Source organism: Streptomyces sp. NPDC053431 (assembly GCF_044544925.1).
In the GTDB taxonomy this organism is placed as follows: Bacteria; Actinomycetota; Actinomycetes; order Streptomycetales; family Streptomycetaceae; genus Streptomyces.
On the sequence record NZ_JBITXX010000003.1, the window covers coordinates 108,019 to 130,281 of the forward strand.

Annotated in this window: 20 protein-coding genes and 1 pseudogene; 8 read left to right on the top strand and 13 right to left on the bottom strand. The window is 73.0% G+C overall.

Features of this window, described 5'->3' with window-relative positions; genetic code table 11:
* Nucleotides 1–38 precede the first annotated feature (38 nt).
* Entirely contained in the window at nucleotides 39–989 is a 951-nt protein-coding gene (locus ACIGXE_RS09940) for a helix-turn-helix domain-containing protein (protein ID WP_399745371.1), read from the top strand.
* A pseudogene (locus ACIGXE_RS09945) lies at nucleotides 961–1,062 on the top strand (DUF397 domain-containing protein); the annotation flags it as partial. The gene ACIGXE_RS09940 and the pseudogene ACIGXE_RS09945, both read left to right, overlap by 29 nt.
* A 4-nt stretch (nucleotides 1,063–1,066) precedes the next feature.
* Here ACIGXE_RS09945 and ACIGXE_RS09950 read toward each other — a convergent pair.
* Nucleotides 1,067–1,408, bottom strand: coding sequence for a DoxX family protein (locus ACIGXE_RS09950; protein WP_399745373.1), 342 nt, complete (start codon nucleotides 1,406–1,408; stop codon nucleotides 1,067–1,069).
* Between the two features lie 201 nt (nucleotides 1,409–1,609).
* Between ACIGXE_RS09950 and ACIGXE_RS09955 the strand changes: the two genes are divergently transcribed.
* Together ACIGXE_RS09955 and ACIGXE_RS09960 are read left to right on the top strand one after the other, a co-directional pair.
* Nucleotides 1,610–2,722 carry a hypothetical protein gene (locus ACIGXE_RS09955; protein WP_399745375.1) on the top strand — a complete coding sequence of 371 codons (1,113 nt, stop codon included), beginning with the start codon at nucleotides 1,610–1,612 and terminating at the stop codon, nucleotides 2,720–2,722.
* A 19-nt stretch (nucleotides 2,723–2,741) separates the two neighbouring features.
* Nucleotides 2,742–3,347: a dihydrofolate reductase family protein gene (locus ACIGXE_RS09960; RefSeq protein ID WP_399745377.1), complete on the top strand. Its 606-nt coding sequence runs from the start codon at nucleotides 2,742–2,744 to the stop codon at nucleotides 3,345–3,347.
* A gap of 149 nt (nucleotides 3,348–3,496) precedes the next feature.
* Here ACIGXE_RS09960 and ACIGXE_RS09965 read toward each other — a convergent pair whose 3' ends face one another.
* Nucleotides 3,497–4,738: a glycosyltransferase gene (locus ACIGXE_RS09965; RefSeq protein WP_399745379.1), complete on the bottom strand. Its 1,242-nt coding sequence runs from the start codon at nucleotides 4,736–4,738 to the stop codon at nucleotides 3,497–3,499.
* Nucleotides 4,739–4,965: 227 nt separating this feature from the next.
* Between ACIGXE_RS09965 and ACIGXE_RS09970 the strand changes: the two genes are divergently transcribed.
* Nucleotides 4,966–6,015, top strand: a complete 1,050-nt coding sequence (locus ACIGXE_RS09970; RefSeq protein WP_399745381.1) for a right-handed parallel beta-helix repeat-containing protein — start codon at nucleotides 4,966–4,968, stop codon at nucleotides 6,013–6,015.
* Nucleotides 6,016–6,156: 141 nt separating this feature from the next.
* Here ACIGXE_RS09970 and ACIGXE_RS09975 read toward each other — a convergent pair whose 3' ends face one another.
* Nucleotides 6,157–6,387: a hypothetical protein gene (locus ACIGXE_RS09975; RefSeq protein WP_399745383.1), complete on the bottom strand. Its 231-nt coding sequence runs from the start codon at nucleotides 6,385–6,387 to the stop codon at nucleotides 6,157–6,159.
* A 220-nt stretch (nucleotides 6,388–6,607) separates the two neighbouring features.
* Here ACIGXE_RS09975 and ACIGXE_RS09980 point away from each other — a divergent pair, with 220 nt between their 5' ends.
* The 3 genes from ACIGXE_RS09980 to ACIGXE_RS09990 all read left to right on the top strand — a co-directional run bounded on the left by ACIGXE_RS09980 (nucleotide 6,608) and on the right by ACIGXE_RS09990 (nucleotide 10,226).
* Nucleotides 6,608–7,051, top strand: coding sequence for a MarR family winged helix-turn-helix transcriptional regulator (locus tag ACIGXE_RS09980; RefSeq protein WP_399745385.1), 444 nt, complete (start codon nucleotides 6,608–6,610; stop codon nucleotides 7,049–7,051).
* Nucleotides 7,052–7,066: 15 nt separating this feature from the next.
* Entirely contained in the window at nucleotides 7,067–8,698 is a 1,632-nt protein-coding gene (locus ACIGXE_RS09985) for an MDR family MFS transporter (protein WP_399745387.1), read from the top strand.
* 322 nt (nucleotides 8,699–9,020) lie between these two features.
* Nucleotides 9,021–10,226, top strand: a complete 1,206-nt coding sequence (locus ACIGXE_RS09990) for an MFS transporter (protein ID WP_399745389.1) — start codon at nucleotides 9,021–9,023, stop codon at nucleotides 10,224–10,226.
* Here the strand turns inward: ACIGXE_RS09990 and ACIGXE_RS09995 are convergent.
* The 10 genes from ACIGXE_RS09995 to ACIGXE_RS10040 all read right to left on the bottom strand — a co-directional run bounded on the left by ACIGXE_RS09995 (nucleotide 10,180) and on the right by ACIGXE_RS10040 (nucleotide 22,213).
* On the bottom strand, nucleotides 10,180–10,968 hold the full coding sequence (locus tag ACIGXE_RS09995) for a TetR/AcrR family transcriptional regulator (protein WP_399745391.1): 789 nt from the start codon (nucleotides 10,966–10,968) through the stop codon (nucleotides 10,180–10,182). The two genes, ACIGXE_RS09990 and ACIGXE_RS09995, sit on opposite strands and share 47 nt — an antisense overlap.
* Before the next feature lie 35 nt (nucleotides 10,969–11,003).
* Nucleotides 11,004–12,527 carry a DHA2 family efflux MFS transporter permease subunit gene (locus ACIGXE_RS10000; RefSeq protein WP_399745393.1) on the bottom strand — a complete coding sequence of 508 codons (1,524 nt, stop codon included), beginning with the start codon at nucleotides 12,525–12,527 and terminating at the stop codon, nucleotides 11,004–11,006.
* Nucleotides 12,528–12,624: 97 nt separating this feature from the next.
* Nucleotides 12,625–14,880, bottom strand: coding sequence for an ArnT family glycosyltransferase (locus ACIGXE_RS10005; protein WP_399745395.1), 2,256 nt, complete (start codon nucleotides 14,878–14,880; stop codon nucleotides 12,625–12,627).
* The gene (locus ACIGXE_RS10010) at nucleotides 14,877–16,142 is read right to left on the bottom strand and encodes a glycosyltransferase (protein WP_399745397.1); all 1,266 of its coding nucleotides are present in this window, start codon (nucleotides 16,140–16,142) and stop codon (nucleotides 14,877–14,879) included. Before ACIGXE_RS10010 ends, ACIGXE_RS10005 begins: the two co-directional genes overlap by 4 nt.
* 239 nt (nucleotides 16,143–16,381) lie before the next feature.
* Entirely contained in the window at nucleotides 16,382–17,980 is a 1,599-nt protein-coding gene (locus ACIGXE_RS10015) for a sensor histidine kinase (protein ID WP_399745399.1), read from the bottom strand.
* Nucleotides 17,981–17,986: 6 nt separating this feature from the next.
* A complete protein-coding gene (locus ACIGXE_RS10020) occupies nucleotides 17,987–18,724 on the bottom strand; it encodes a response regulator transcription factor (RefSeq protein ID WP_399745401.1) in 738 nt (245 codons plus the stop codon).
* 233 nt (nucleotides 18,725–18,957) lie between these two features.
* Complete coding sequence (locus ACIGXE_RS10025) at nucleotides 18,958–19,875, bottom strand: amidohydrolase family protein (protein WP_399745403.1); 918 nt, start codon at nucleotides 19,873–19,875, stop codon at nucleotides 18,958–18,960.
* Nucleotides 19,862–20,197, bottom strand: coding sequence for an antibiotic biosynthesis monooxygenase family protein (locus tag ACIGXE_RS10030; protein WP_399745405.1), 336 nt, complete (start codon nucleotides 20,195–20,197; stop codon nucleotides 19,862–19,864). The genes ACIGXE_RS10025 and ACIGXE_RS10030 overlap by 14 nt, the downstream gene beginning before the upstream one ends.
* Before the next feature lie 160 nt (nucleotides 20,198–20,357).
* Complete coding sequence (locus ACIGXE_RS10035) at nucleotides 20,358–21,296, bottom strand: DUF2797 domain-containing protein (protein ID WP_399745407.1); 939 nt, start codon at nucleotides 21,294–21,296, stop codon at nucleotides 20,358–20,360.
* Between the two features lie 38 nt (nucleotides 21,297–21,334).
* A complete protein-coding gene (locus ACIGXE_RS10040) occupies nucleotides 21,335–22,213 on the bottom strand; it encodes a Bro-N domain-containing protein (RefSeq protein WP_399745408.1) in 879 nt (292 codons plus the stop codon).
* Nucleotides 22,214–22,263: the final 50 nt, after the last annotated feature.

The following is a 22,263-nucleotide window of genomic DNA, read 5'->3' on the forward strand; positions in this document are numbered from 1 at the left end:
ACCGCGTGCCAAGGCCCACTGTCACGAGGGGGGTTGGAGTGACCCAGCGGAACGCGAGAGCGGCGGGCACGGAGGCCGCGACGACGTCGGAGGTCTTCGGCGAACTCCTCCGCCACTACCGCGAGTCGGCGGGCGTGACCCAGGAGGCGCTGGCCCGCCTCGTCCCCTGCGACCGCTCGATGGTGGCGCGGGTGGAGGCGGCGAAGCGGGTCCCGCAGGAGGCGTTCGCGAGGGCGTGCGACGAAGTCCTGGGGACGGGCGGGGTGTTAGTGCGGCTGTGGGCCAAGATCGACTGGTATCCGCAGGTGGAACATCCGGACTGGTTCGAGCGTCGGGCGAAGATGGACGCGGAAGCGGTGGCACTGCGGGAATACCAGGTGCAGGTGGTGCCGGGCCTGCTCCAGGCACCGGACTATGCGTATGCCCTGCTCTCGCAGATCGCCCCACCGGACGAGGCGGAGAAGAGGGTCAGGGCCCGCCTGAGCCGCCAGCAGCGCTTCCTGACCGAGGACGGCCCTCTGTACATGGCCGTGCTCGACGAGAGTTGCCTCCGGAACGAGGTAGGCGACGCCGCAGTGATGCGCGATCAGTGCGCGCACCTGCTGGAGGTGGGCCGAAGGTCGAATTTCGTCCTTCAGATAGCTCCGGCCGGCCGCGCCGAACTCGTCCGCCCCAGCACCTCGATGTCGCTGATCCGGCTGCCGGGAGGCAAGGAATGGGTCTACTCCGAATCGCTGGGGCAAGGCCATTTCATCGGTGATCCAACCGTCTTCGCTCGCCATAGCCAGACCTATGATGTGCTCCGAGCGGACGCTCTGTCAGTGACCGAATCCGCCGCTCTGATCAGCGAGACGATGAAGGGGTACGAGCAGCATGCAGAGGCACGAACTCGACGCGTCGACCTGGATCAAGAGCAGCTACAGCGGGAACGACGGCGGAAACTGCCTCGAAGTCGCCCCCGGATTCCCCGGCCTCGTCCCCGTACGTGACAGCAAGGCCCCGGAGGGCCCTGCTGTCGTCTTCGGCCGTTCTGCCTGGGACGCATTCGTCCACAGCCTGTGAATCGTCACGCCGCCAGGACCAGGACGGCGACCGCCGGGGCCATGTAGATCAGCGGGAACGGGGCGTGCGCGTAGGCGCGGGCGCGGATCACGGTGATGACGGCGCCGGTGAAGTAGAGGACCAGCCCGATCGCGGCGGCGATGCCGATCGCCGGGACGGCGTAGCCGACCAGGAGGCCGATCGCGCCGGCCAGCTTGGCGGCGCCGAGCAGGTTCCAGATGCGGCGCGGGACGCCGTACTCGGCGAGCGGCTCGACGACGAACTTGGCGCGGGCGAAGACCGACACCCCGGAGAAGCCGGCCATGAAGGCGGCGACGGCGGTGACGACGATGGCGGTGGTGGACATCTCGGGCTCCTCTGCGGGCGGTTGCCGTCGCGGTGACGGTTTCACTGCACTGACACCGCCCGTCGGGAACGTGTGACACCGCCGCCGAAATTTTCTTCCGAGGTCTGAGACCCGGGTCGTATTCGCGCTCGCCCCGGCGGCGGAGGCGGATGGGACGCGAGGTCGACGACCCGCCCCCGCGGTCGGGGCGAGGGTCATGGCATGAACGATGACGGACGGAAGAAGCCGAGGGGCCGGAGGGCCCCGTGGGTGTCGGCGCTGTGGGGCCTGGCCTATGCCGCGTTCGGGCTGGTGGGGGTGGTGAGCGGGACACCGCTGTTCGGGGGCGGCGGCGCCGCGCTCGACTGGGCGGTCGTGGCCGTGGGTGCGTGGGCGGCGGTGGCCGGTTGGGCGGTGGTGCGGTACGGGCCGCGGCCCGGGCTGCGGGCGCTGCTCTGGGTGGCCTGCGGACTGGCCGGCCTCGCCGCGTTCGGTCTGCTGATGGACGTGATCACACAGGTCTTCGCGCAGGAGGTGGACAGTTGGGCGGCGGCAGCGAACCGGCTGCTCGCGGCCGTCGGGGCGGTGGCTCTCACGGCGACCGCCCGCTCCCTCGGTCCGCCGTCGCCCCGGGGGACCGTCCCGGCGGCGCCGTCCGCGGCCCCCGCCCGGGTCCAGCTGGTCGCCTGGGCGGGGACGGCGGCCTTCCTCCCGTACGCGGCGATGAAGCAGGTGTGGGCGTGGGGCGGCAGCTACGCCGGGGTGGACAAGGAGCGGATGCTCGCGGTCTCCGAGCGCAACGGGGCCTCGGGGACCTGGCTCACGCTGGAGTCCTGGGGCCTGGACCCCACCGTGCTGCTGGCCGCGCTCGGCGTCTTCCTGCTCTGGGGGCTGCTCCGCCCGTGGGGCCAGGTCTTCCCGCGCCCGGTGCCGTTCCTGCGCGGCCGTCGGGTGCCGCGCTGGCTCCCGTTGACCCCGGCGCTGCTCGGCGCCGCCACCCTCGCGCCGTACGGGGTGGTCGGGATCGGGTACTGCGCCCTGGCCACGGCCGGGGTGGTGACCATGCGGCAGGGCGACTTCGCGAGCTCCGGGGACATGCTGCTCGCCGCCTGGCCCGGCATGATCGCGTTCGGCGGGTACGGGGTCGCCCTCGCCGTCGCGGCCCGCTCGTACTGGGTGCGGACCCGCCGCCTGCCGGCCCGCCCTCAGGGCCCGCCGCCGGGCCGCTCTCCGGTCGGGCCTTTCGTCGGAACGCCGTCCGCGTCCACGACGGGCTGTCATGATCATCAAGCGGCCTCGCCGTCCCCGCCGGGGAGCCGCGCCGCGACAGCGTGACCTACGGAAGGAACCCGGCATGCGCAAACTCGTCCATTACGTCGCCACCACTCTCGACGGCTTCATCGCGGGGCCGGAGGGCGACGACCCCACCGGCCCCAACGGCTTCTGGCCCATCACGGAGGACTACATACAGCACCTCGTGGCCGAGTACCCGGAGACGCTGCCCGTCCAGGCCCGGCAGGCGCTGTCCGTCACCGCGGAGGGCACGCACTTCGACACGGTGCTGGAGGGGCGGCGCAGCTACGAGATCGGTCTCGCGGCCGGCGTCACCGACGCCTACCCGCACCTGCGGCACCTGGTGTTCTCCCGGACGCTGACCGAGAGCCCGGACCCGGCCGTCGAGCTGGTCGCCGAGGACCCGGTGGCGGTCGTGCGCGAGCTCAAGCAGCAGGAGGGGAAGGACATCTGGCTGCTCGGCGGCGCCGAGCTCGCCGGCTCGCTCTACGCCGAGATCGACACGCTGATCCTCAAGGTCGGCCCGCTGACCATCGGCGACGGGATCCCGCTGTTCTCCCGCAAGGCCGCCTTCGACCCGCGCACGTGGACGCTCGCGGACCACACGGTCCTCAAGAGCGGCGCGGTGTTCCTCACCTACACGCGCGCGGCGCAGCCCCAGGCCTGATCGTCGGGGCGGTGGCACCGCCCGGCGAAGGGCGGCGCCCCCTCGGGAGGGGGCACCGCCCTTCGCCGGCGTCCGGGCGCCTGCCGGCGAGGCTGACCCGGCTCGGCCCGCCGGCCGGGGTCTGACCCGGCTCAGCCGGCCGCGCCGGGTCAGGCCCGGCCCGCCGGGTCGATCGCCGCGCCCAGCAGCTCCGCCGCCACCGTCGTCCCGTCGGTGCGGATCGCGTCGGCCACGGCCTTCGCGCGGGCGCCGGTCTCGGGGGTCAGGGCCGTCCCGAGCGCGGCCGACAGGGACGCGGCGGTCAGGGCCGAGCCCTCGTGGGCCGCGCCGATGCCCAGCTCGGCCACCCGGGCCGCCCAGTAGGGCTGGTCCGCCATCTGCGGCACGACGACCTGCGGGGCGCCCACGCGGGCGGCCGTGGTGGTCGTGCCCGCGCCGCCGTGGTGGACGACGGCGGCCACGCGCCCGAACAGCGCCTGCTGGTTGACCTCGCCGACCACGAAGCAGTCGTCGCCCTCGTCGGTCGGTGCCAGGCCGGCCCAGCCGCGGGAGAGGAGGACGCGCCGGCCCTGCGCGCGGACCGCCTCGACCGCCGCGCGGGCGACGTCCTCCGCGTCGCGTACGGGCATGCTGCCGAAGCCCACGAACACCGGCGGGGTGCCGGCCTCCAGGAACGCCTCCAGATCGGCCGGGAGCGGGCGCTCGTCCGGACGGATCCACACGCCCGTCTGCACGACGTCCAGGTCGGCCGGCAGGCGCCAGGGGGCGAGGGTCGCGTCCGCCGCCAGCCAGGGGCGGTCGGTGAAGACGTGGGCGCGCACGTCGCCGGCCGGCGGCAGGCCGACCGAGGCCCGGTGGGCGTCGACCGCCTCCCCGAACAGCTCGTTCAGGGTCTCGGCGTTCAGGTCCCACAGCACCCGGTTGTCGGTGACGTCCGCCGGGAGCGGGCGGCCCGGCCAGGCGAGCGGCGGGTGGTGCGGCGACGGCAGGTAGTTCGGGAAGTAGGAGACGAAGAAGTAAGGGATGCCGAGCTTGTCGGCCACCGCCCGCGCGGCGGCCGCGGCCGGGACCAGGCCGGTCGCCACGATCGCGTCGCACCCCTCGGCCACCGGGGCGACCGCCGCGTATGTCGTCGCGATCAGCCGGGCGGCGCGCTCGGACATGCTCAGCGGCTTCTGCGACGTCGCCGCGCCGGTCACGGCCTCGGTCGCCATCTCCTTCAGCGACCGCCCGAGCGGCACCAGCGGCAGGCCGGCGCCTTCGAGGAGCTCCGCGAAGTCCGGGGGCGCGCACACCCGCGCCTCCACGCCCAGCTCCCGCAGCCGCACCGCGAGCCCGACCATCGGCTCGACGTCCCCGCGCGACCCGTACGACAGCAGCAGCACACGCATCTCAAGACCCCCATGACTCGGCGTTCCGGCTCGGTGCCAAGTCGATCATGAAGAGGGGTGGGGCCGCCTCGCGTACGCGGAAATGCCGCCGGAAAGCCCAAGATCGAAATGCGTTCACTTTATGTCGCTCATAGGTTGCGTTCCGTAGTCACCTCGAGCGGATAGGGACGGATGTGTTCAGACGTACAAGACGTGCCACTGCCTTCGCGGGAGCGACCGCGGCGACCGTGACGGCCACGGCGGTCGCCGCGGTCGCGGCGGTCGTGGGCGTACCGACGGGGGCCGCCGCCCAGGAGTTCGTGCCGTGCGGGCAGGCGGCGCTGAAGAGTGCCATCGCCCAGGCGAACGCGGCCCCGGGCCCCAGCCTGCTCATCCTCTCGCCCGGCTGCCTCTACACCGTGACGACGCCGCACAACGCCTCCAACGGCCTGCCGGTGATCACCAGCCAGATCACCCTCGTCGGCAACGGCAGCACGATCAGGCGGAGCACTCAGACGGGTACGCCGGACTTCCGCCTCTTCGAGGTCAGCGGACCGAACGGCGACCTGCGGCTCGGCGGCCTGACCGTGCGGAACGGGCGCCTCTCCACGGGCTACGGGGGCGGCGTCTGGGTGCACGACGGCGGCAGGCTCTCGGTGGACCGGAGCAAGGTCGTCCACAACTACGCGCACGACGGCGGAGGCGGCATCGCGTCCGCGAGCAGCACGGTCAGCTTCTCGAACAGCGACCTCATGTACAACGTCAGCACCGGCGACGGCGCCGGATACCTCGACTACCCCCAGAGCGTCACGACCTTCCGGAACAGCACGGTCGGCGGCAACACCGCCCTCAGCGGCCAGGGCGGGGGGATCGAGGTGGACGGGAGGCTGACCGTGAGCGACAGCCGGGTCGTCGAGAACGCGGCCGGGGCCGACGGCGGCGGCATCATGATCGCCCCGGACGCGAACGTGACGCTGACCAACACGGTCGTCCGCAGCAACTCGTCGGCGGCCATCGGCGGTGGGATCAACACCTACGGCACGCTGCAGATGACCGGGGGCGAGGTCTTCGCCAACCGGGTCACCGAAGGGGCCATCGACAGCAGACAGGGCGGCGGCATCGCGAACCGGGGCGGGTCGGTCACGCTCAACAGCACGCGGGTGACGAACAACGCCGCCCTCAACGCGCCGGGCGGCATCCTCAACTCCGGAGGTCAGGTGGTGCTGAACTCGACCATCGTCGCGGAGAACCTGCCCACCAACTGCGACCCCGGCACCGTGCCCGGCTGCACGGGCTGACCGGCTGACCGGGCTGACCGGCTGCAGCGGCTGACCGGCTGACCGGCACCGGCGCCGACGCGCCAAGAGGGCGGTCGCGTCAGGAGCCCACCACAGCTCCTGGCCCGGCCGCCCTCTTCGGGGCCCGTCGGCTGACGCCGCTCAGCCCAGCGCCAGCCAGGCCACGCCCGCCAGGACGGCGATCGCGACGATCACGCCGACGATCAGGCCGACACGGGGGCCGGAGGACGGTGCGGCGACCTGGTGCTGCTGTCGCTGCGGGGTGCCCTCGTCGACGAAGGCGCGGAACATCTGGGTGCTGCCGGCGGGGTCGTAGGAGCCCTCGGGGCCCTGAGCGCCCTGGCCGTACGGTGCTTGGGGGTTGTGTGCCATGGCCCGGACCCTAGCGAAGTCGACCTCGCCGCCCCAAGCCCTGGTCATGTCCCCTTCCCGGGACCTGCACCTTCCCTCCCCGCGCGGACCGCCGTCGGGCCCCTCTCCGCCTCCCTCCGGCCGCTTTGCCGATTCTTTAGCGCGCTTTGACCGATTTAGTTTGCCTGAAGCAACCATCCATCTCTATGGTTGCTCTAAGCAACAAGATGTAGGGGTCACGGTGGAGAAGCCGAACCGGTACGAGAACCTCGCCCGCCAGGTGAGCGCCATCGGCGCGGTCAAGCGGGGCATGGCACGTTCCCTGCCCGCGGACTGCCCGGGGGGCTCGGCCATCGTGCTCGCCCTGCTCAAGCACCACGGGGACATGCGGATGGGCCGCGTCTCCGAGCTCATGGGGGTCGACACGTCGGTCAGCAGTCGGCATGTGGCCCACACCGCGGACCGCGGCTGGGTCGAACGACTGCCCGACCCCGTCGACAAGCGCTCCCGCATCCTGCGCCTCACCCCCGCGGGCGAGGACAAGTTGGCCGAACTCGACCGTCGGCTGACCGTCACGCTCGCCCGCCACCTCGAGGAGTGGTCCGACGACGACGTCGAACTGCTCACCACCCTGCTCGCCCGCCTCCGCGATTCCTTCGGGGACTGCCGGGCGCACCACGTCTGAGAACGAAGGAAGTTCATGGCTACGACCTCGCCCGACGCCGGTGTGCGGGACGGCCTCACCAGTCAGGGGGGCGCCGCTCCCATGACGCACCGGCAGATCATGGAGGCGCTGTCCGGGCTCCTGCTCGGCATGTTCGTCGCCATCCTGTCCTCGACGATCGTCTCCAACGCCCTCCCCCAGATCATCACCGACCTCGGCGGCGGCCAGTCCGCGTACACCTGGGTCGTCACCGCCGCCCTCCTGTCGATGACGGCGACCACCCCGCTCTGGGGCAAGCTCGCGGACCTCTTCTCCAAGAAGCTGCTGGTCCAGATAGCCCTGGTCATCTACGTCGCGGGGTCGGTCGTCGCCGGACTGTCCCAGAACACCGGCATGCTCATCGCCTGCCGCGTGGTCCAGGGCATCGGCGTCGGCGGTCTGACCGCCCTCTCCCAGATCATCCTGGCCGCCATGATCGCCCCGCGCGAGCGCGGCCGGTACAGCGGCTACCTCGGCGCCACCTTCGCCGTCGCCACCGTCGGCGGCCCGCTGCTCGGCGGCGTCATCACCGACACCGACTGGCTCGGCTGGCGCTGGTGCTTCTACGTCGGCGTGCCCTTCGCGATCATCGCGCTGCTGGTCCTGCAGAAGACCCTCAAGCTCCCCGTCGTGAAGCGCGAGGTCAAGGTCGACTGGGCCGGTGCCTTCTTCATCAGCGCCGCCGTCTCCCTGCTCCTCATCTGGGTCACCTTCGCCGGCGACAAGTACGACTGGATGTCCTGGCAGACCGCCGTCATGGTGGGCGGCTCCGTCCTGCTCGGCGCGGTCTTCGTCCTCGTCGAGTCCAAGGCCTCCGAGCCGATCATCCCGCTGCGGCTCTTCCGCAACCGCACGATCGCGCTCGCCTCGACGGCCTCGCTCTTCGTCGGTGTCGCGATGTTCGCCGGCACGGTCTTCTTCAGCCAGTACTTCCAGCTGGCCCGCAACGAGTCGCCGACGATGTCCGGCGTCCTCACCATCCCGATGATCGGCGGCCTGTTCGTCTCCTCGACGGTCTCCGGCATGATCATCACCAAGACCGGCCGCTGGAAGGCCTGGCTGGTCAGCGGCGGCGCCCTCGCCGCCGGCGGCCTCGGCCTGCTCGGCACCATCCGTTACGACACGGAGTACTGGCACATCGCGATCTTCATGGCGGTCCTCGGCCTCGGCCTCGGCATGATGATGCAGAACCTGGTCCTGTGCACCCAGAACCAGGTCGCCCCCTCCGACCTCGGCGCCGCCTCCTCCGTCGTCACCTTCTTCCGCTCCCTGGGCGGTGCGATCGGTGTCTCGGCGCTCGGCGCGGTCATGGCCCACCGGGTCACCGACTACGTCAAGGACGGCCTGACCGAGCTCGGCCCGAAGGCCGCGGCGGCCCTGGGCCAGGGCGGCGGCGGTGGCGGCATCCCCGACATGGACAAGCTGCCCGCCCCGATCCGCACGGTCATGGAGAGCGCGTACGGCCACGGCGTCGGTGACGTCTTCCTCTACTCGGCGCCCTTCGCGCTGCTCGCCTTCCTGGTGACGCTGTTCATCAAGGAGGTCGCGCTGAAGAGCAACTCCGTGAAGGCGGACGAGAAGACGGACGTGAACGCGGACGTCAAGGCGGACGTGAAGGCGGCCGAGTAGGGCGGCAGGAAAGGACTCCCGGCCGCGCTTCGAGCGGAGGCGCGGCCGGGTGGAATACGGAGCGGCGGGCAGGGGACGGCCCGCCGCTCCGTCATGTCCGCCCGCGGACGGGCCCGGGGCCCGTCCGGGAGTCCTGTGCGGGAGTCCTGTGCGGGAGTCCTGTGCGGGAGTCCTGTGCGGGAGTCCTGTGCGGGAGTCCTGTCCGGAGTCTTGTACCCGGGGTCGGCCTCAACTAGCCTGCGTCGCCAGACCGCTGCTCGTCCGTCCGGGATAACCGAAGGCCCTTCGCCCCGAAACCCCTCACCGGGAATCGGAGCCCGCCATGGACCTTCGCCTGCTGTCGCTCTCCTTCTGCGCGTCCGCCGCCGGCCTGGCCGAGGCGATCCTCACCGGCATCCTGCCGTCCGTCGCCTCCGACCTCGACGTCTCGCTCAGCCTCGCCGGCCAGCTCACCAGCATCTTCTCCCTGAGCTTCGCCGTCGCCGCGCCGTTACTCGGCCGGCTGACCTGCGGGGCGGACAGCCGCCGGCTGCTCGTGATCACGCTGCTGGTGTTCGCCGCCTTCAACGCCGGTGCCGCGCTGAGCCCCGGCTTCGTCACGCTCCTGCTGATGCGCGTCGGCATGGCCACCTGCTGCGGTCTCCTGGTCACACAGGCCGGCCTGCTGGCGGTGGATCTGGCGTCGGCGGCGCGGCGCGGGCGCGCCATCGGCCTGATCTTCACGGGCATCAGCGGAGCGCTGGTGCTCGGCGTTCCGGCCGGTGTACTGGTCGACGCATGGTTCGGCTGGCGCTGGGTCTTCGCCGGTATCGCCCTCTACGCGCTTCCCCTGGCCGCCCTGCTGCGCGTCGCGCTGCCGCCCCGCGTCCTGGACGGCCGCGCCGACGGCGCGGCGTACCTGCGCCACCTGCGCGACCCCGCGCTCAACCTGGCGCAGCTGGTGTCGATCCTGCTGCTCGGCGGGCACTTCACCCTGTTCGCCTACCTCACGCCCTGGTTCCGGCAGGCGGCGGGGATCACCGACAGCCGGCGCATCGCCCTGACCCTGCTGCTGATCGGCCTGGCGGCCGTCGGCGGCGGCTACCTCGGCGGCCGGCTGAGCGATCGCCTCGGCCCGCGCCGGGCGCTGGTGATCGTGCCGCTGCTGTTCGCCGCGTCGATGCTCGCGATTCCCCTGAGCCTCGGACATCCCTGGCTGCTGCTCGCCGCGTTGATGATCTGGTCCACCATCAGCTGGATGATCTCGCCGACGGTGCAGAGCTACCTTCTCGCCGGTGATCCGGCCGACGGCGGCGTCGGCGTGGCGCTGAACACCTCGGCGATGCATCTGGGCGTGGTCCTCGGCGCCGCGACGGGCGGCGCGGTGATCAGCCTGGTCGGCATCGCCCGGGCGCCCTGGGCCGGCCTCGCGCTGGTGGCGCTCTCGGTGGTCAGCGCCGCACTCTCCTGCCGGCTGCGGCGGAAGCGCGACGGCGCCCCGCTCACCCGTCCTGGGTCCCCCGCTCCCCGGCGCGCCGGTCGACCATGACCTCGATACCGGCGACCAGGACGTCCAGGGCGTAGTCGAAGTCGCGGTCCCAGATCTCGGTGACGCTGCCGTGCGAGGCCCGCTCGTCGAGGATGTCCGTCATGGGCGCGAGGGCCTCCGCGAACGACGGTTCGTCGCGGAAGGCCTTCATCGACTCCCCGTAGAAGTCGTCCTGCGACATCCCGGCCTCCGCCGCACGGCGCTGGAACTGGGCCTCGATCGTCCCGTAGCCGTACACGAACTGGAAGACCGCCGACATCGCGCTGGGCTGCCGGTCGAGCGGCAGCCCGGTGCCGCGGATCGCGTCCTGGATCTTGACGCCGACGGCGAGCGCGTTCGGGCCGATGTTCAGGTACTGCCCGGCACTGGCCGACATCCACGGGTGGCGGACCAGCATCCGGCGGTAGTCCAGGGCGATCACCCGGATCCGGTCCCGCCAGTCGCCGGCGGCGTCGACGGCGGCCAGGTCCACCTCCCCGTAGCAGGTGTCGACCGCGTACTCGATGATGTCGTCCTTGGTGTCCACGTACCAGTACAGGGACATCGCGGTCACGTTCAGCTCGGTCGCGAGCTTGCGCATCGACAGCTTGGCCAGGCCCTCCTCGTCGAGCATCCGGATCGCCGCGGCGACGATCCGCTCCCGGTCGAGCCCGGCCGGGCCGCCCCCGCTGCGGGCGGCCCGGTTCTCCAGCCAGACGCTGGAACGCGCCGGGTTCTTGGCCCTGTCGGCTGCCTTGACCATCGCGTCCCTCCGCATGTCAGTGATCCGGGACCATGCTAGGCAGCCATCTCGTGCCGCTTCGCCCGCTCCTCCGTGCGCTCGGCCCGCTTCAGCAGGAAGGCCGCCAGGAGACCACCGGCGAAGACGGCCACCGCGCCGACCAGCTGACTGGTCTGGAGGCCCGAGGCGAAGGCGTCGGAGATCTGCTGCCGCTCGGCGTCGCTGCCCGCCGCGGCCAGGGCGGCCGGGAGGGAGGTTGCGGTGACGGTGACGAGGGCGGCGAAGCGGGCGTTGAGGACGGCGCCGAGGATCGCGACGCCGAGGCCGTTGCCGAACTCGGCGAGGGTGCCGTTGACGCCGGCGCCGACACCGGCCTTCTCCGGCGGGATCGCGCTCATGATCGCGTTGGCCATGGCCGGGTTGGAGAGCGCGATGCCCGCGCCCATCAGGACCAGGCCGAGCAGCATGCCGCCGTACGTGCCGTCGGTGCCGCCGCCGAGCAGGGCGATCGAGGTGAGGCCGCCGGCGACCAGGCTGAGGCCGAGCGCGACGGACGGGGCCGTACCGATCTTCATGACGAGCTTCGGGCCGATGCCGGAGAGGTTGAGGACGACGATCGTCAGCGCGAGCGGCGCCATCCGCAGACCCGCCTCCAGGGGCTCGTAGCCGAGGACGAACTGCAGGTGCTGGGTGAGCAGGAAGAGCGAGCCGCCCATGCCGAGCATCACCAGGATCGCGCCGGCGACGGCGCCAACGAACTTCTGGTTGCGGAAGAAGTGCATGTCGAGCATCGGGTACGGGATGCGCAGCTCCCACGTCACGAAGCCGGCGAGGACGGCCAGGCCGATGACGGCCGGGACCAGGACCTGGGCCGAGGTCCAGCCGTGCTCCGGGCCGGTGATGATCGCGTAGACGACCGAGGACATGCCGATCGTGGAGAGCAGCGCGCCGAGCAGGTCGGGGCGCTCACCCTGCGGGTTCTTCGACTCGGGGACCAGCTTGAGGACGGCGACCAGGCCGACGGCGGCGACCGGGATGTTGATCAGGAAGATCATTCCCCACCAGAAGTGGTCGAGGATCGCGCCGCCGATCAGCGGGCCCGCGGCGAAGCCGAGGGAGCCGATGGTGGCCCAGATGGCGATGGCCTTGACCCGCTGGGAGTCGTCGAAGATCTGCATGACGACGGCGAGGGTCGTGGTCATCAGGAGCGCCCCGCCGACGCCCATGCCCGCGCGGGCGGCGATCAGCTGCCCGGTCGAGTCGGCGAGTCCGGCGGTGAGCGAGCCGAGACCGAAGAGCGCGAGGCCGAGGGCGAGCAACTTCTTGCGGCCGTAGCGGTCGGCGGCGTTGCCCGCGGTGAGCAGCAGGCCGGACTGGACGAGCGAGTAGGCGTTGATCATCCACTGGATGTCGCTGGTGGACGCGTGGAGCTCGGTGGTCAGCGAGGGGATGGCGACGCTGAGCACGGTGTTGTCGAGCAGCACGGTGAGCTGGGCGAGGCAGATGACGCCGAGGATCAGCCAGCGCTGCGGGTGGCCGCCGGTCGCGGCCCGTTCGTTCGCGGCGGTCGTCGCCGTCATGGGAACTCCTTATACGGTGTACGAGGCAGGTTCTCGTACACCGTACAGGAGTCCTCGTACGCCGTATAGGAGATTTTCCGGTCGGCCCTCCCGGGGGCTACTTCCTGCTGGTCAGGTCGTAGAAGGTGGCGCTGCCGACGGTGACCTTCTCGAAGGTGGCCTCGACCCACGAGCTGATCTGCGAGCCGTTGCCGCCGGCTCCGAAGCCGCCGCCGGAGGCGATGAAGTAGTGGATCCTCCCCTCGGCCACGTACTGCTTGAACCGCGTGAGGGTCGGCGACGGGTCACTGCCGTTGAAGCCGCCGATCGCCATCACGGGCTTCTCGGTGGCGAGCTGGTAGCTGGCCGCGTTCTGGGCGCCGATGGCGGCGGCGACCCAGGTGTAGGAGTCGGCGTCGGCCAGGAGCTTCCGCTCCGCCTCGGTGCCGACGCCGGCCCCGTTGAGGAGGCCGCCCATGCCGCCCGGACCGCCGACCTGGTTCTCACCGGTCGCGCCGGGGGCCTGGCCGCCGCCCGGGAACCGGCCCGCGCCCTGCCCGCCGGCGCCGGGCAGCTGCCCCTGGCCCTGACCCTGACCCTGACCCTGGCCCGCACCGGGACCGCCGCCCGGGAACTGGCCCTGGCCCTGGCCCGCACCGGGACCACCGCCCGGGAACTGGCCCTGACCGCCCGGGATCTGCCCCTGGCCGCCCGGGGGCTGTCCCTGCCCGCCCTGCCCGCCCTGCCCGCCCTGGCCGCCCGGGCCGCCCGGGCCGCCCACGAAGAACATCCGGCCGTTGCCCGGCCCACCGCGCATGCCGCCCGGGCCCGCCATGCCCGCCGGGCCCGCCGTCACGATCGAGCCCTGGTGGCCGTCGGCCACCGTCGCCAGGGTGTACGCGAACGGGCCCGCGAGGCCCGCCGCGAGGCCGAGACCCGCCGCCGCGAAACCGAGGCGGCGGTCCACCCGGCCCGCGAGCAGCAGGCCGAGCGCCGCCGCGCAGCCGGCCACGAGCACCGTCCAGCGCAGCCACGGCAGCCAGTCCGCCGTGCGGCCGAGCAGCACCCAGCCCCACACCGCCGTCAGCGCGACCGAGGCGGCGAGCGCCGCCGCGGCCGGGAACCGGGTCCGCTCCTCCCACAGCACCGCCGCGCCCATGCCGACCAGGGCGGCCACGTACGGGGCCATGGCCACCGTGTAGTACTCGTGGAAGATGCCGGCCATGAAGCTGAAGACGCCCGTCGTCAGCAGCAGCGAGCCGCCCCACACCAGGAACGCCGCGCGCGCCGTGTCCGTACGCGAGGCCCGCCAGGTCACCACGAGACCGGCGACGAGCAGCAGCAGCGCGGCCGGCAGCAGCCAGGAGATCTGGCCGCCGATCTGGTCGCCGAACATGCGGCCGATGCCGGTCTCGCCCCAGCCACCGCCACCACCGCCGGGCCGGGTCGGCGGCTCCATGCCCGCCGGCAGGTCCAGGCCCGCCGGCAGGTCCCCGGTCACCCGGGCCGCGCCGCGGCCGCCGCCCCCGACGCTGCCGACCTCGTCGCCGTTGAGCCGGCCGAGTCCGTTGTAGCCGAAGGTCAGCTCCAGGAAGCTGTTGTTCTGCGAGCCGCCGACGTACGGACGGGAGGACGCCGGCCACAGCTCGACCAGCGCCACCCACCAGCCCGCCGAGACGACGAGCGCGAGCCCGCCCAGGCCCAGCCGGCCGAAGCGCCGCGCCGGACCGCCCGGCGCGCACACCAGGTACACGAGCGCCAGCACCGGCAGGATCAGGAAGGCCTGCAGGGTCTTGGCGAGGAACGCGAAGCCGAGCGCGATCCCGGCCCACACCAGCCACCGCGCCGCGCCCCTGTCCAGCTCCAGGGCGCGCAGCACGCAGTAGACCGCGACCGTCATGAGCAGGGCGAGCAGCGCGTCCGGGTTGTTGAAGCGGAACATCAGCGCGGCCACCGGGGTGAGCGCGAGGACCGCGCCCGCGATCAGCCCCGCCCCCGCGCCGAAGCGGCGCCGGACCGCCGCGTACAGGACGGCGACCGTACCGACGCCCATCAGCACCTCGGGGACCAGGATCTGCCAGGAGCCGAGTCCGAAGAGGCGCACGGACAGCGCCATCGGCCACAGGGCGGCCGGCGGCTTGTCGACGGTGATGGCGTTCGCCGCGTCGAGCGAGCCGAAGAAGAAGGCCTTCCAGCTCTGGCTGCCGGCCTGGACGGCGGCGGAGTAGAAGGAGTTGGCGTAGCCGCTCGCGCTCAGGTTCCAGAGGTAGAGGGCGGCGGTCGCGAGGAGCAGGCCGTAGAAGGCGGGCCGCACCCAGGGCGCGTCCTCGGGCCGCCCGCGCCACAGGCGCTGCGGTCGGGTCAGGGAGTTCATCGAGAGGTCCTTTTGCCGGTGGCGCGCTCCGGGAAGACCCAGAGCCGGAAGAGGAGGAAACGCACGACGGTCGCGGCGAGGTTGGCGACGATCAGCACGGCGAGCTCGGTCGAGTGCGCCGGATCGCCGGTCGCGGCGCCGAGCGCGGCGAGGGAGCCGCTGGTCAGGGCGAGCCCGATGCCGAAGACGACGAGGCCCTGCGCCTGGTGGCGGGCGGCCCGGTCCCGGCCCCGCACGCCGAAGGTGAGCCGGCGGTTGGCCGCCGTGTTGGCGACGGCGGACACCAGCAGGGCGCCGGCGTTGGCGACTTGGGGCCCGACGCCGAGCCGGAAGAGGGAGTAGAGGGCCAGGTAGAAGAGCGTCGACAGGGCGCCGACCACGCAGAAGCCGACCAGCTGGCGGGCCAGCCCGCCGGGCACACCGCTGAGTTCGCGGTCGCGCGGGTCGTCACCGAAGGGCCGGGCGAGGCGGTCGAGCGGCAGCGAACCGGTCGCCAGGGCCCGCCCCACCCGCCAGACGCCCTTCAGGTCGTCGGTGGCGGTCCGCACGATGTGCACGGTCGAGTCGGGGTCGTCGACCCAGTCGACCGGCACCTCGTGGATGCGCAGCCCGGCCCGCTCGGCGAGCACCAGCATCTCGGTGTCGAAGAACCAGCCGGTGTCCTCGACCATCGGCAGCAGCCGCTCGGCGACCTCCCGCCGGATCGCCTTGAAGCCGCACTGGGCGTCCGAGAAGCGGGCGGCGAGCGAGCCGCGCAGGATCAGGTTGTACGCCCGCGAGACGAACTCCCGCTTCGGCCCGCGCACCACGCGCGAGGAGCGGGCCAGCCGCGAGCCGATCGCCAGGTCGGAGTGGCCGGAGATCAGCGGGGCGACCAGCGGGAGCAGCGCGTTGAGGTCGGTGGACAGATCCACGTCCATGTAGGCGAGGACGGGCGCGTCCGAGGCCGACCACACCGTCCGCAGCGCCCGGCCGCGGCCCTTCTCCTCCAGCCGTACGCAGCGCACGGCGTCGGGCAGCCGGGCGGCGAGCGCACGGGCCACGTCCGGGGTGCTGTCGGTGGAGGCGTTGTCGGCGACGGTGATGCGGAAGTCGTACGGGAAGGTGCGGTGGAGGTGCTCGTGGAGCCGCAGCACGCACGGCTCCAGGTCCTTCTCCTCGTTGTAGACGGGGATCACCACGTCGAGGACGGGCCGGCCGGCCGCGCCCACGGGGAGGTGCTCCCGGGCGGGAAGGGTTTCGGCGGACACTGTCGTTTGCATGTCCCCGACCCTTCCGAGGCCCGCTGTCACGGCCGTGTGGCGAGGCTGTGGTCCGCCTGTGAGTGGGCGGCGGGTGGGTGGGCCGGCCGCCTGGCAGGGGCGTCAGCGCCGGTGCGGTGCCGGCCTGATGGTGACCGCTGTCGGTGCGCCGACGTGCCGAGGCCGCCGTGCCGGCAGCGCCGTGCCGGTACCGGCCTACCGGTACCGGTAGGCCGGCGCGTCGGGGCGCTCCCCGGTGGTCACCGACGACGGGGCAGGCGTACGGCGAAGAGGGTGCGGCCGGGCCGGCTGTCGACGCTCACCTCGCCGCCGTGGGCGAGCGTGACGGCCCGGACGATGGCGAGCCCGAGCCCGGTGCTGCCGGCGTGCCCATGGCCGGGGTCGCCGGCGGGCCCGGAACCGTTGCCGCCGAAGTGCCCGGCCCCCGCGCCGCCTGCGTGCCCGGCCCCCGTGCCGGCGGTGTGCCGGGACCGCGAGGCGTCCCCGCGGGCGAAGCGCTCGAAGACGGACGGCAGCAGCCCGGCCGGGATACCGGGCCCGTCGTCCTCGACCTCGACGACGGCGTGGCCGGGCTCCGTCCGGACGCGGGCGGTGACGGTCGTGCCGGGCGGCGTGTGCGTGCGGGCGTTGGCCAGCAGATTGACGAGCACCTGATGCAGCCGCGCTCCGTCCGCGGGCACCTTCACCGCGGCCCCGCCGTCGGGGAGTTCGAGCCGCCAGCGATGCCCGGGCCCGGCAGCGCGGGCGTCCGAGACGGCGTCCACCACGAGCAGGCAGAGATCGGTGCTCTCGTACGAGAGCGGCCGTCCGGCGTCGAGCCGCGCGAGCAGCAACAGGTCCTCCACCAGCCCCGTCATCCGGGTCGCCTCGGACTCGATGCGCCCGAGCGCGTGCCGGGTGTCGGGCCCGCACTCCTCGCGGCCGCGCCGGGTCAGCTCCGCGTACCCCCGGATCGACGCCAGCGGCGTGCGCAGCTCATGGCTGGCGTCCGCGACGAACTGCCGCACCCGCGTCTCGCTCTGCTGGCGCGCGTCGAGCGCCGAGTGCACATGGTCCAGCATGCGGTTGATGGCCGCGCCGACCTGCCCGACCTCCGTCCGCGGATCGACCTGCGCCTCCGGCACCCGGTGGTCGAGCGCCACCTCGCCGCTGTGCAGCGGCAGCCGGGACACCTGGGCGGCCGTCGTGGCGACCCGGCGCAGCGGCCGCAGGGCGACCCCCACGAGCACGGTCCCGGCGAGCGCGGAGGCGACGAGCCCGGCGCCGGTGACGCTCAACTCGACGACGACCAGGGTGGACAGGGCGTCCTGGACCTCGGTCAGCGGGAGGCCGATGAGATAGTCGCCGTTCCGGCCGGTCGCGTACTGCACCCGGTAGTCGCCCAGGCCGCCCGGCAGCGACACCGTGTGCGGATCGCCGTCGCGCGGGACGCCGGCGAGGGCCGCGCTCTGGGCGGCGTCGAGCATCTTCGTCCGGTACCTGGGCCCGTACACCCCGTCCTCGGGCGGCACGGACACGTCGGCCTGCGTCACCACCCCCTCGACCACCCGCGCGCCGACCGTCCCGAGCCGCGCGCCCGGCCCGATGACGAAAGCCAGGGACGTGTCGAGGCCGCCGGGCGAGGGTGACGGCACGGACGCCCCGGGCGGCGGGCCGGCGGCCCGGTTGGCGACCTCGCGCAGGCGCGTGTCGGCCTGGTCGTACAGATAGGACCGGAAGGCGATCGTCGTCACCGTGCCGATGACCGCGCAGACGACGGCGATCAGCGCGACGGCGGAGACGACCAGCCGGGTCCGCAGCGACCAGGGCCGCCCGCCCGGGCGCACGGGGAACCGCACGGCCGACTACTCCCCCGGCTTGATCAGATAGCCGGCCCCGCGCCGGGTGTGGATCATCGGGCTGCGTCCGGCGTCGATCTTCCGCCGCAGGTACGAGATGTAGAGCTCGACGACATTGGCCTGGCCGCCGAAGTCGTACGACCAGACCCGGTCGAGGATCTGCGCCTTGCTGAGCACCCGGCGCGGGTTGCGCATGAGGAAGCGCAGCAGCTCGAACTCGGTGGCGGTCAGGTGGATGGAGTCGCCGCCCCGCGTCACCTCGTGGCTGTCCTCGTCGAGGGTGAGGTCCCCGACCGTGAGCAGCGACTCGGCGCGCGCCTGCGCGGCGCCGGACCGGCGGATCAGACCGCGCAGCCGGGCCACCACCTCCTCCAGGCTGAACGGCTTGGTGACGTAGTCGTCGCCGCCCGCCGTGAGCCCCGCGATCCGGTCCTCGACGGCGTCCTTCGCCGTCAGGAACAGCACCGGGACGTCCGGCAGCTCGCGCCGCAACCGTCCCAGGACGGAGAGCCCGTCCATGTCGGGCAGCATCATGTCGAGCACGACGGCGTCGGGACGGAAGTCGCGCGCGGTCCGCAGCGCCCCGGCCCCGTCGCCCGCGCTGTGCACCTGCCAGCCCTCGTAGCGCAGGGCCATCGAGAGCAGCTCGGCGAGCGAGGCCTCGTCGTCGACGACGAGCACGCGGACGGCGGAGCCGTCGGCCCGGAGCAGATCGGTACGCGAGCGGGGAGTGGTCGCAGTCATACGCGTCACGGTCCCGGGGGCGCCTGAGACGTGTCTTTCGCTTGGCTGTGAATTCCCTGAGAACTTCCCGCCGGAGACCCGACGGAGACCCGAGGGTCTCGGCGAGGTCCCGCCGGACTCCCGACGCACTGCCGCCCGACTCCCCTCCCGCCGGACTCCCGACGCACTGGCGCCCGACTCCCCTGCCACCGAACTGCCGACGCACTGCCGCCGGCTCCCGACGGCCCGCGCGCCTACCGAGGGAGCCCGAAGAGCCGGGCCCCGTTGTCGTGGCAGACGGCCCGCAGCCAGTCGTCGCCGAGCCCGAGCCGTTCGAGGGCGTCGAGCTGGTGGACGTACGGATAGGGGATGTTGGGGAAGTCGGAGCCGAGCAGGATCCGGTCGCCGAGCCCCTCGAGCCGCTTGAGCTCCTCGGCCGGGAAGGGCGCGAGGCGCTCGCTGAAGTCGGTGAACGCCATGGTGGTGTCGAGGTGGACGCCCTCGTACCGCTCCGCGAGGCCGAGGAAGTCCCCGTACTCGGGCATGCCCATGTGCGCGACGATCAGCCGCAGTCGTGGCCGGCGGGCGAGCAGCCGCCCGACCGGCCCGGGCCCGGTGAACGCGCCGGGCGCGGGCCCGGACCCGCAATGCACGACGACGGGCGTGCCGGCCTCCTCCAGGAGCCCCCACACGTCGTCGAGCAGCGGATCGTTCGGGTCGAAGCCGCCGACCTGGAGGTGCACCTTGAAGACCCGGGCCCCTCGTTCGAGGGCCCGGCGGACGTAGGAGGGGGCGTCCGGCTCGGGGAAGAAGGTGGCGGTGTGGAGGCAGTCGGGGGTGCGGGCGGCGAAGTCGGCGGCCCAGTCGTCCAGCCACTCCGCCATGCCCGCCTTGTGCGGATAGAGCATCGAGGTGAACGCGCGCACCCCGAAGTCCCGGAGCAGCGTGACCCGGCGGTCCTCCTCCTCGCGGTAGGTGATGGGCCACGGGACGCCCGTGAGGGGGCCGGCGGAGTCGAAGTAGGCCCACACCTTGTCGAGGACGTTGCGGGGCATGAAGTGGGTGTGGACGTCGACGAGGCCGGGGAGACGGAGGCGCCGGGCGAAACGACGGATGGCCAGGGCCTCGGCTTCGGCGGGGGCCTGGCCGACGGGGTGCTCAGTGCCGGTCATGGCCATAGGTCCGCTCGACCTTGCCGATGTGCACGCGGTAGCTGTCGTACCAGTGCTCGCGCCCGTACTCCTTGGCGGCCAGGTGCTCGGGATGACTCCGCCAGGCGGCGATCCCCTCCAGGTCGCGGAAGTAGGCGACGGTGATGCCGATGCCGCCGGGGGTGCGGGCGGACTCGTAGCCGAGGAAGCCGGGGATGTCCCGGACGAGCTCGTTCATACGAGCGCTGGTCTCGGCGTACCCCTCGGGGTCGTCGGGCCGGATCGAGGTGAAGACAGCGGTGTAGTAGGGCGGTTCGAGGCCGCCCACGAGGCTCGGGGTCATGTGATCACCCTGCGGGGGCGGTGGTTGTGGTGTCCATGGACGGCCCGGGAAGGGATCCAAGACTTTACGGTTCAGCGCTTCAGGCCTTCAGCCACTCGGGCCTCCAGGCACTGGGCACTCAGGCACTCGGGCCCCCAGGCACTCGGCCACCCTCGGGCATTCAGAACAGCGATTCCTGCCCGTCCGCGCGGCCGGAGGACGGGTCGGCGGTCGCGGGGGCGGCGACGCCGGAGGCGAGGGGAACGGTGACCGCGTGACCGGCCGGCGCGGCGACCAGCTCCCACCCCGTGAGCAGCCGGGTGTCGAGGACGAGGGGCCGCCCGTCGGGGCCCAGGAGGTGCAGGTCGGGCCCGGCAGCGGCGACCAGCCGCCCGGCGAGGACCCCGCCGTCGACGCACTCGGTGACAACGAGCTCGGTGGCGACCAGCTCGGAGGAGGAGCGGGCGGAGGGCGTGAGCCCGGGCTGGGCGAGCGCCTCCAGCCGGAAGACCTCCACGTGATCACGAACCTGGCAGGGCAGCGCGTGGAGGGTCTCGGCCCAGGCGGGAACGCCGACGGCCCGCTCGTACAACTCGGCGACCTCGGCGGCTCGTTCGGCGGCGGGCGGCAGGGCGTGCCGTACGGCCCGCTTGCGGGCGTACGGGATGCGGTCGGGCACGGCGAGCGCGTGCCGGAGCACCTCCTCGGTGCGCCGCGCGGCCATGAGCGGCCCGCGCCCGAGCCAGCTGAAGGCGACGGCGCCCTGTTCGAGGAGACGGGCGTCGCCGCGCTCCTCGGCGGTGATCCCGACCTTGACCATGCCGGGCCCGAACCAGGCGAGGTACACCCGGTACGTGCGGGGGTCGTCGGCCACGGTGTCGGCGGCGACGGAGTGGGCCCGGTCGAGCCGCGCGCACTCGGGGCACCGCCCACCGGTGCTGCGGCCCGGCAGGACGGCGGTCAGGGGGCAGGCGTTGCCGCGCGCGCCGGGACAGCGCCGCTCGCCGACCGCCCGGAAGGCCATGTCCCGCCCGTACGCGAGCGCGCTGACCCGACCGCCCTCCCAACGGAGCGCGGGCACGCCGCCCCGCCACGAGATCCCGGCACTCCGCCACACCATGCGTCCAGTGTCGTACGGGCCACTGACATCGACCGGGGTCAGGGCAGCACGTACAGCAGCCCCCCGTCGGCACCGTCCGCACCGTCCGCGCCGTCCGCGCCGTCCGCCCCGGCGGCACCCTCGGCTCCGGCCGCCCCGCCCGCGTGCCGTATGCAGCCGCGCTCGACGAGCACACGGACGCAGTCGCGGACGCGTTCGGCGGTGAGGCCGGTGCGGCGGGCGACGTCCTCCAGGCGGTAGCGGACGCCGCCCCGGACGAGGGCGGGAGCGAGGTAGGCGGCGACGGCGTGGACGTCGGCGCTCTCGACGACGTTCCGCTCGCACCAGGAGTCGAGGAGCTGCTGCGGGGTGAGCGTCGCGGACCCGGAGCGCTGGGTGGGGAGCGCGAGCCGCTCCAGTGAGGCGGCGATCCGGTGCAGGTCGCGCCCGGCCTCGCGCAGCAGCTCACAGCCCTCTTCGTCGAGCCGGAGACTGCTCTCCTCCAGGCGGACGAGCACGTCGAGGAGCTGCTGCGGAAGGAGGAAACCGGTGGGGCGGACGGGGGAGGGATCGAGCCGGTGCGCCCCGTCGCGCTGCACGTCGGCGACGACCTGGGCGACCCACTCCTTGAACGGCGCGGCCTCGGCCCGGGAGGACGCGTTGACGAGCTGCACGACCCCTTCCAGACAGACCATCCGCGTCGACTTCGTGAGCCTCTTGGCCCCGGTCGCCGGGGCGATGTCGACCGGAAGCTCCCCGAGGGTCGTGTGCAGCGCGGGCCCGACGTACGCCCGGAGGGCCTGCCGGGCACTGGCGTAGCCGAGCTGACGGGCCACGTCGACGGCGGGGAACCAGTGCGTCCCGTCCGGCAGGGTCAACCTCCGCAGCCGCGCTCCCGTGGCGGCGTACACGAAGTCGTCGATGTCGATGGCGTTCATCGGCATCACCTCCACCTGCACGCTAGGCCGAGGGCATATTCAACTGACAT

Bases quoted from the DNA above. Each gene is read 5' to 3' on its own strand.
- ACIGXE_RS10005 (WP_399745395.1), bottom strand. From the start codon at position 14,880: ATGAACTCCCTGACCCGACCGCAGCGCCTGTGGCGCGGGCGGCCCGAG.
- ACIGXE_RS10020 (WP_399745401.1), bottom strand. From the start codon at position 18,724: ATGACTGCGACCACTCCCCGCTCGCGTACCGATCTGCTCCGGGCCGAC.
- ACIGXE_RS10035 (WP_399745407.1), bottom strand. From the start codon at position 21,296: ATGGTGTGGCGGAGTGCCGGGATCTCGTGGCGGGGCGGCGTGCCCGCG.
- ACIGXE_RS10000 (WP_399745393.1), bottom strand. From the start codon at position 12,527: ATGACGGCGACGACCGCCGCGAACGAACGGGCCGCGACCGGCGGCCAC.
- ACIGXE_RS10010 (WP_399745397.1), bottom strand. From the start codon at position 16,142: ATGCAAACGACAGTGTCCGCCGAAACCCTTCCCGCCCGGGAGCACCTC.
- ACIGXE_RS09975 (WP_399745383.1), bottom strand. From the start codon at position 6,387: ATGGCACACAACCCCCAAGCACCGTACGGCCAGGGCGCTCAGGGCCCC.
- ACIGXE_RS09990 (WP_399745389.1), top strand. From the start codon at position 9,021: ATGGACCTTCGCCTGCTGTCGCTCTCCTTCTGCGCGTCCGCCGCCGGC.
- ACIGXE_RS09950 (WP_399745373.1), bottom strand. From the start codon at position 1,408: ATGTCCACCACCGCCATCGTCGTCACCGCCGTCGCCGCCTTCATGGCC.
- ACIGXE_RS09960 (WP_399745377.1), top strand. From the start codon at position 2,742: ATGCGCAAACTCGTCCATTACGTCGCCACCACTCTCGACGGCTTCATC.
- ACIGXE_RS09985 (WP_399745387.1), top strand. From the start codon at position 7,067: ATGGCTACGACCTCGCCCGACGCCGGTGTGCGGGACGGCCTCACCAGT.
- ACIGXE_RS09995 (WP_399745391.1), bottom strand. From the start codon at position 10,968: ATGGTCAAGGCAGCCGACAGGGCCAAGAACCCGGCGCGTTCCAGCGTC.
- ACIGXE_RS09955 (WP_399745375.1), top strand. From the start codon at position 1,610: ATGAACGATGACGGACGGAAGAAGCCGAGGGGCCGGAGGGCCCCGTGG.
- ACIGXE_RS10040 (WP_399745408.1), bottom strand. From the start codon at position 22,213: ATGAACGCCATCGACATCGACGACTTCGTGTACGCCGCCACGGGAGCG.
- ACIGXE_RS10025 (WP_399745403.1), bottom strand. From the start codon at position 19,875: ATGACCGGCACTGAGCACCCCGTCGGCCAGGCCCCCGCCGAAGCCGAG.
- ACIGXE_RS10030 (WP_399745405.1), bottom strand. From the start codon at position 20,197: ATGACCCCGAGCCTCGTGGGCGGCCTCGAACCGCCCTACTACACCGCT.
- ACIGXE_RS09965 (WP_399745379.1), bottom strand. From the start codon at position 4,738: ATGCGTGTGCTGCTGCTGTCGTACGGGTCGCGCGGGGACGTCGAGCCG.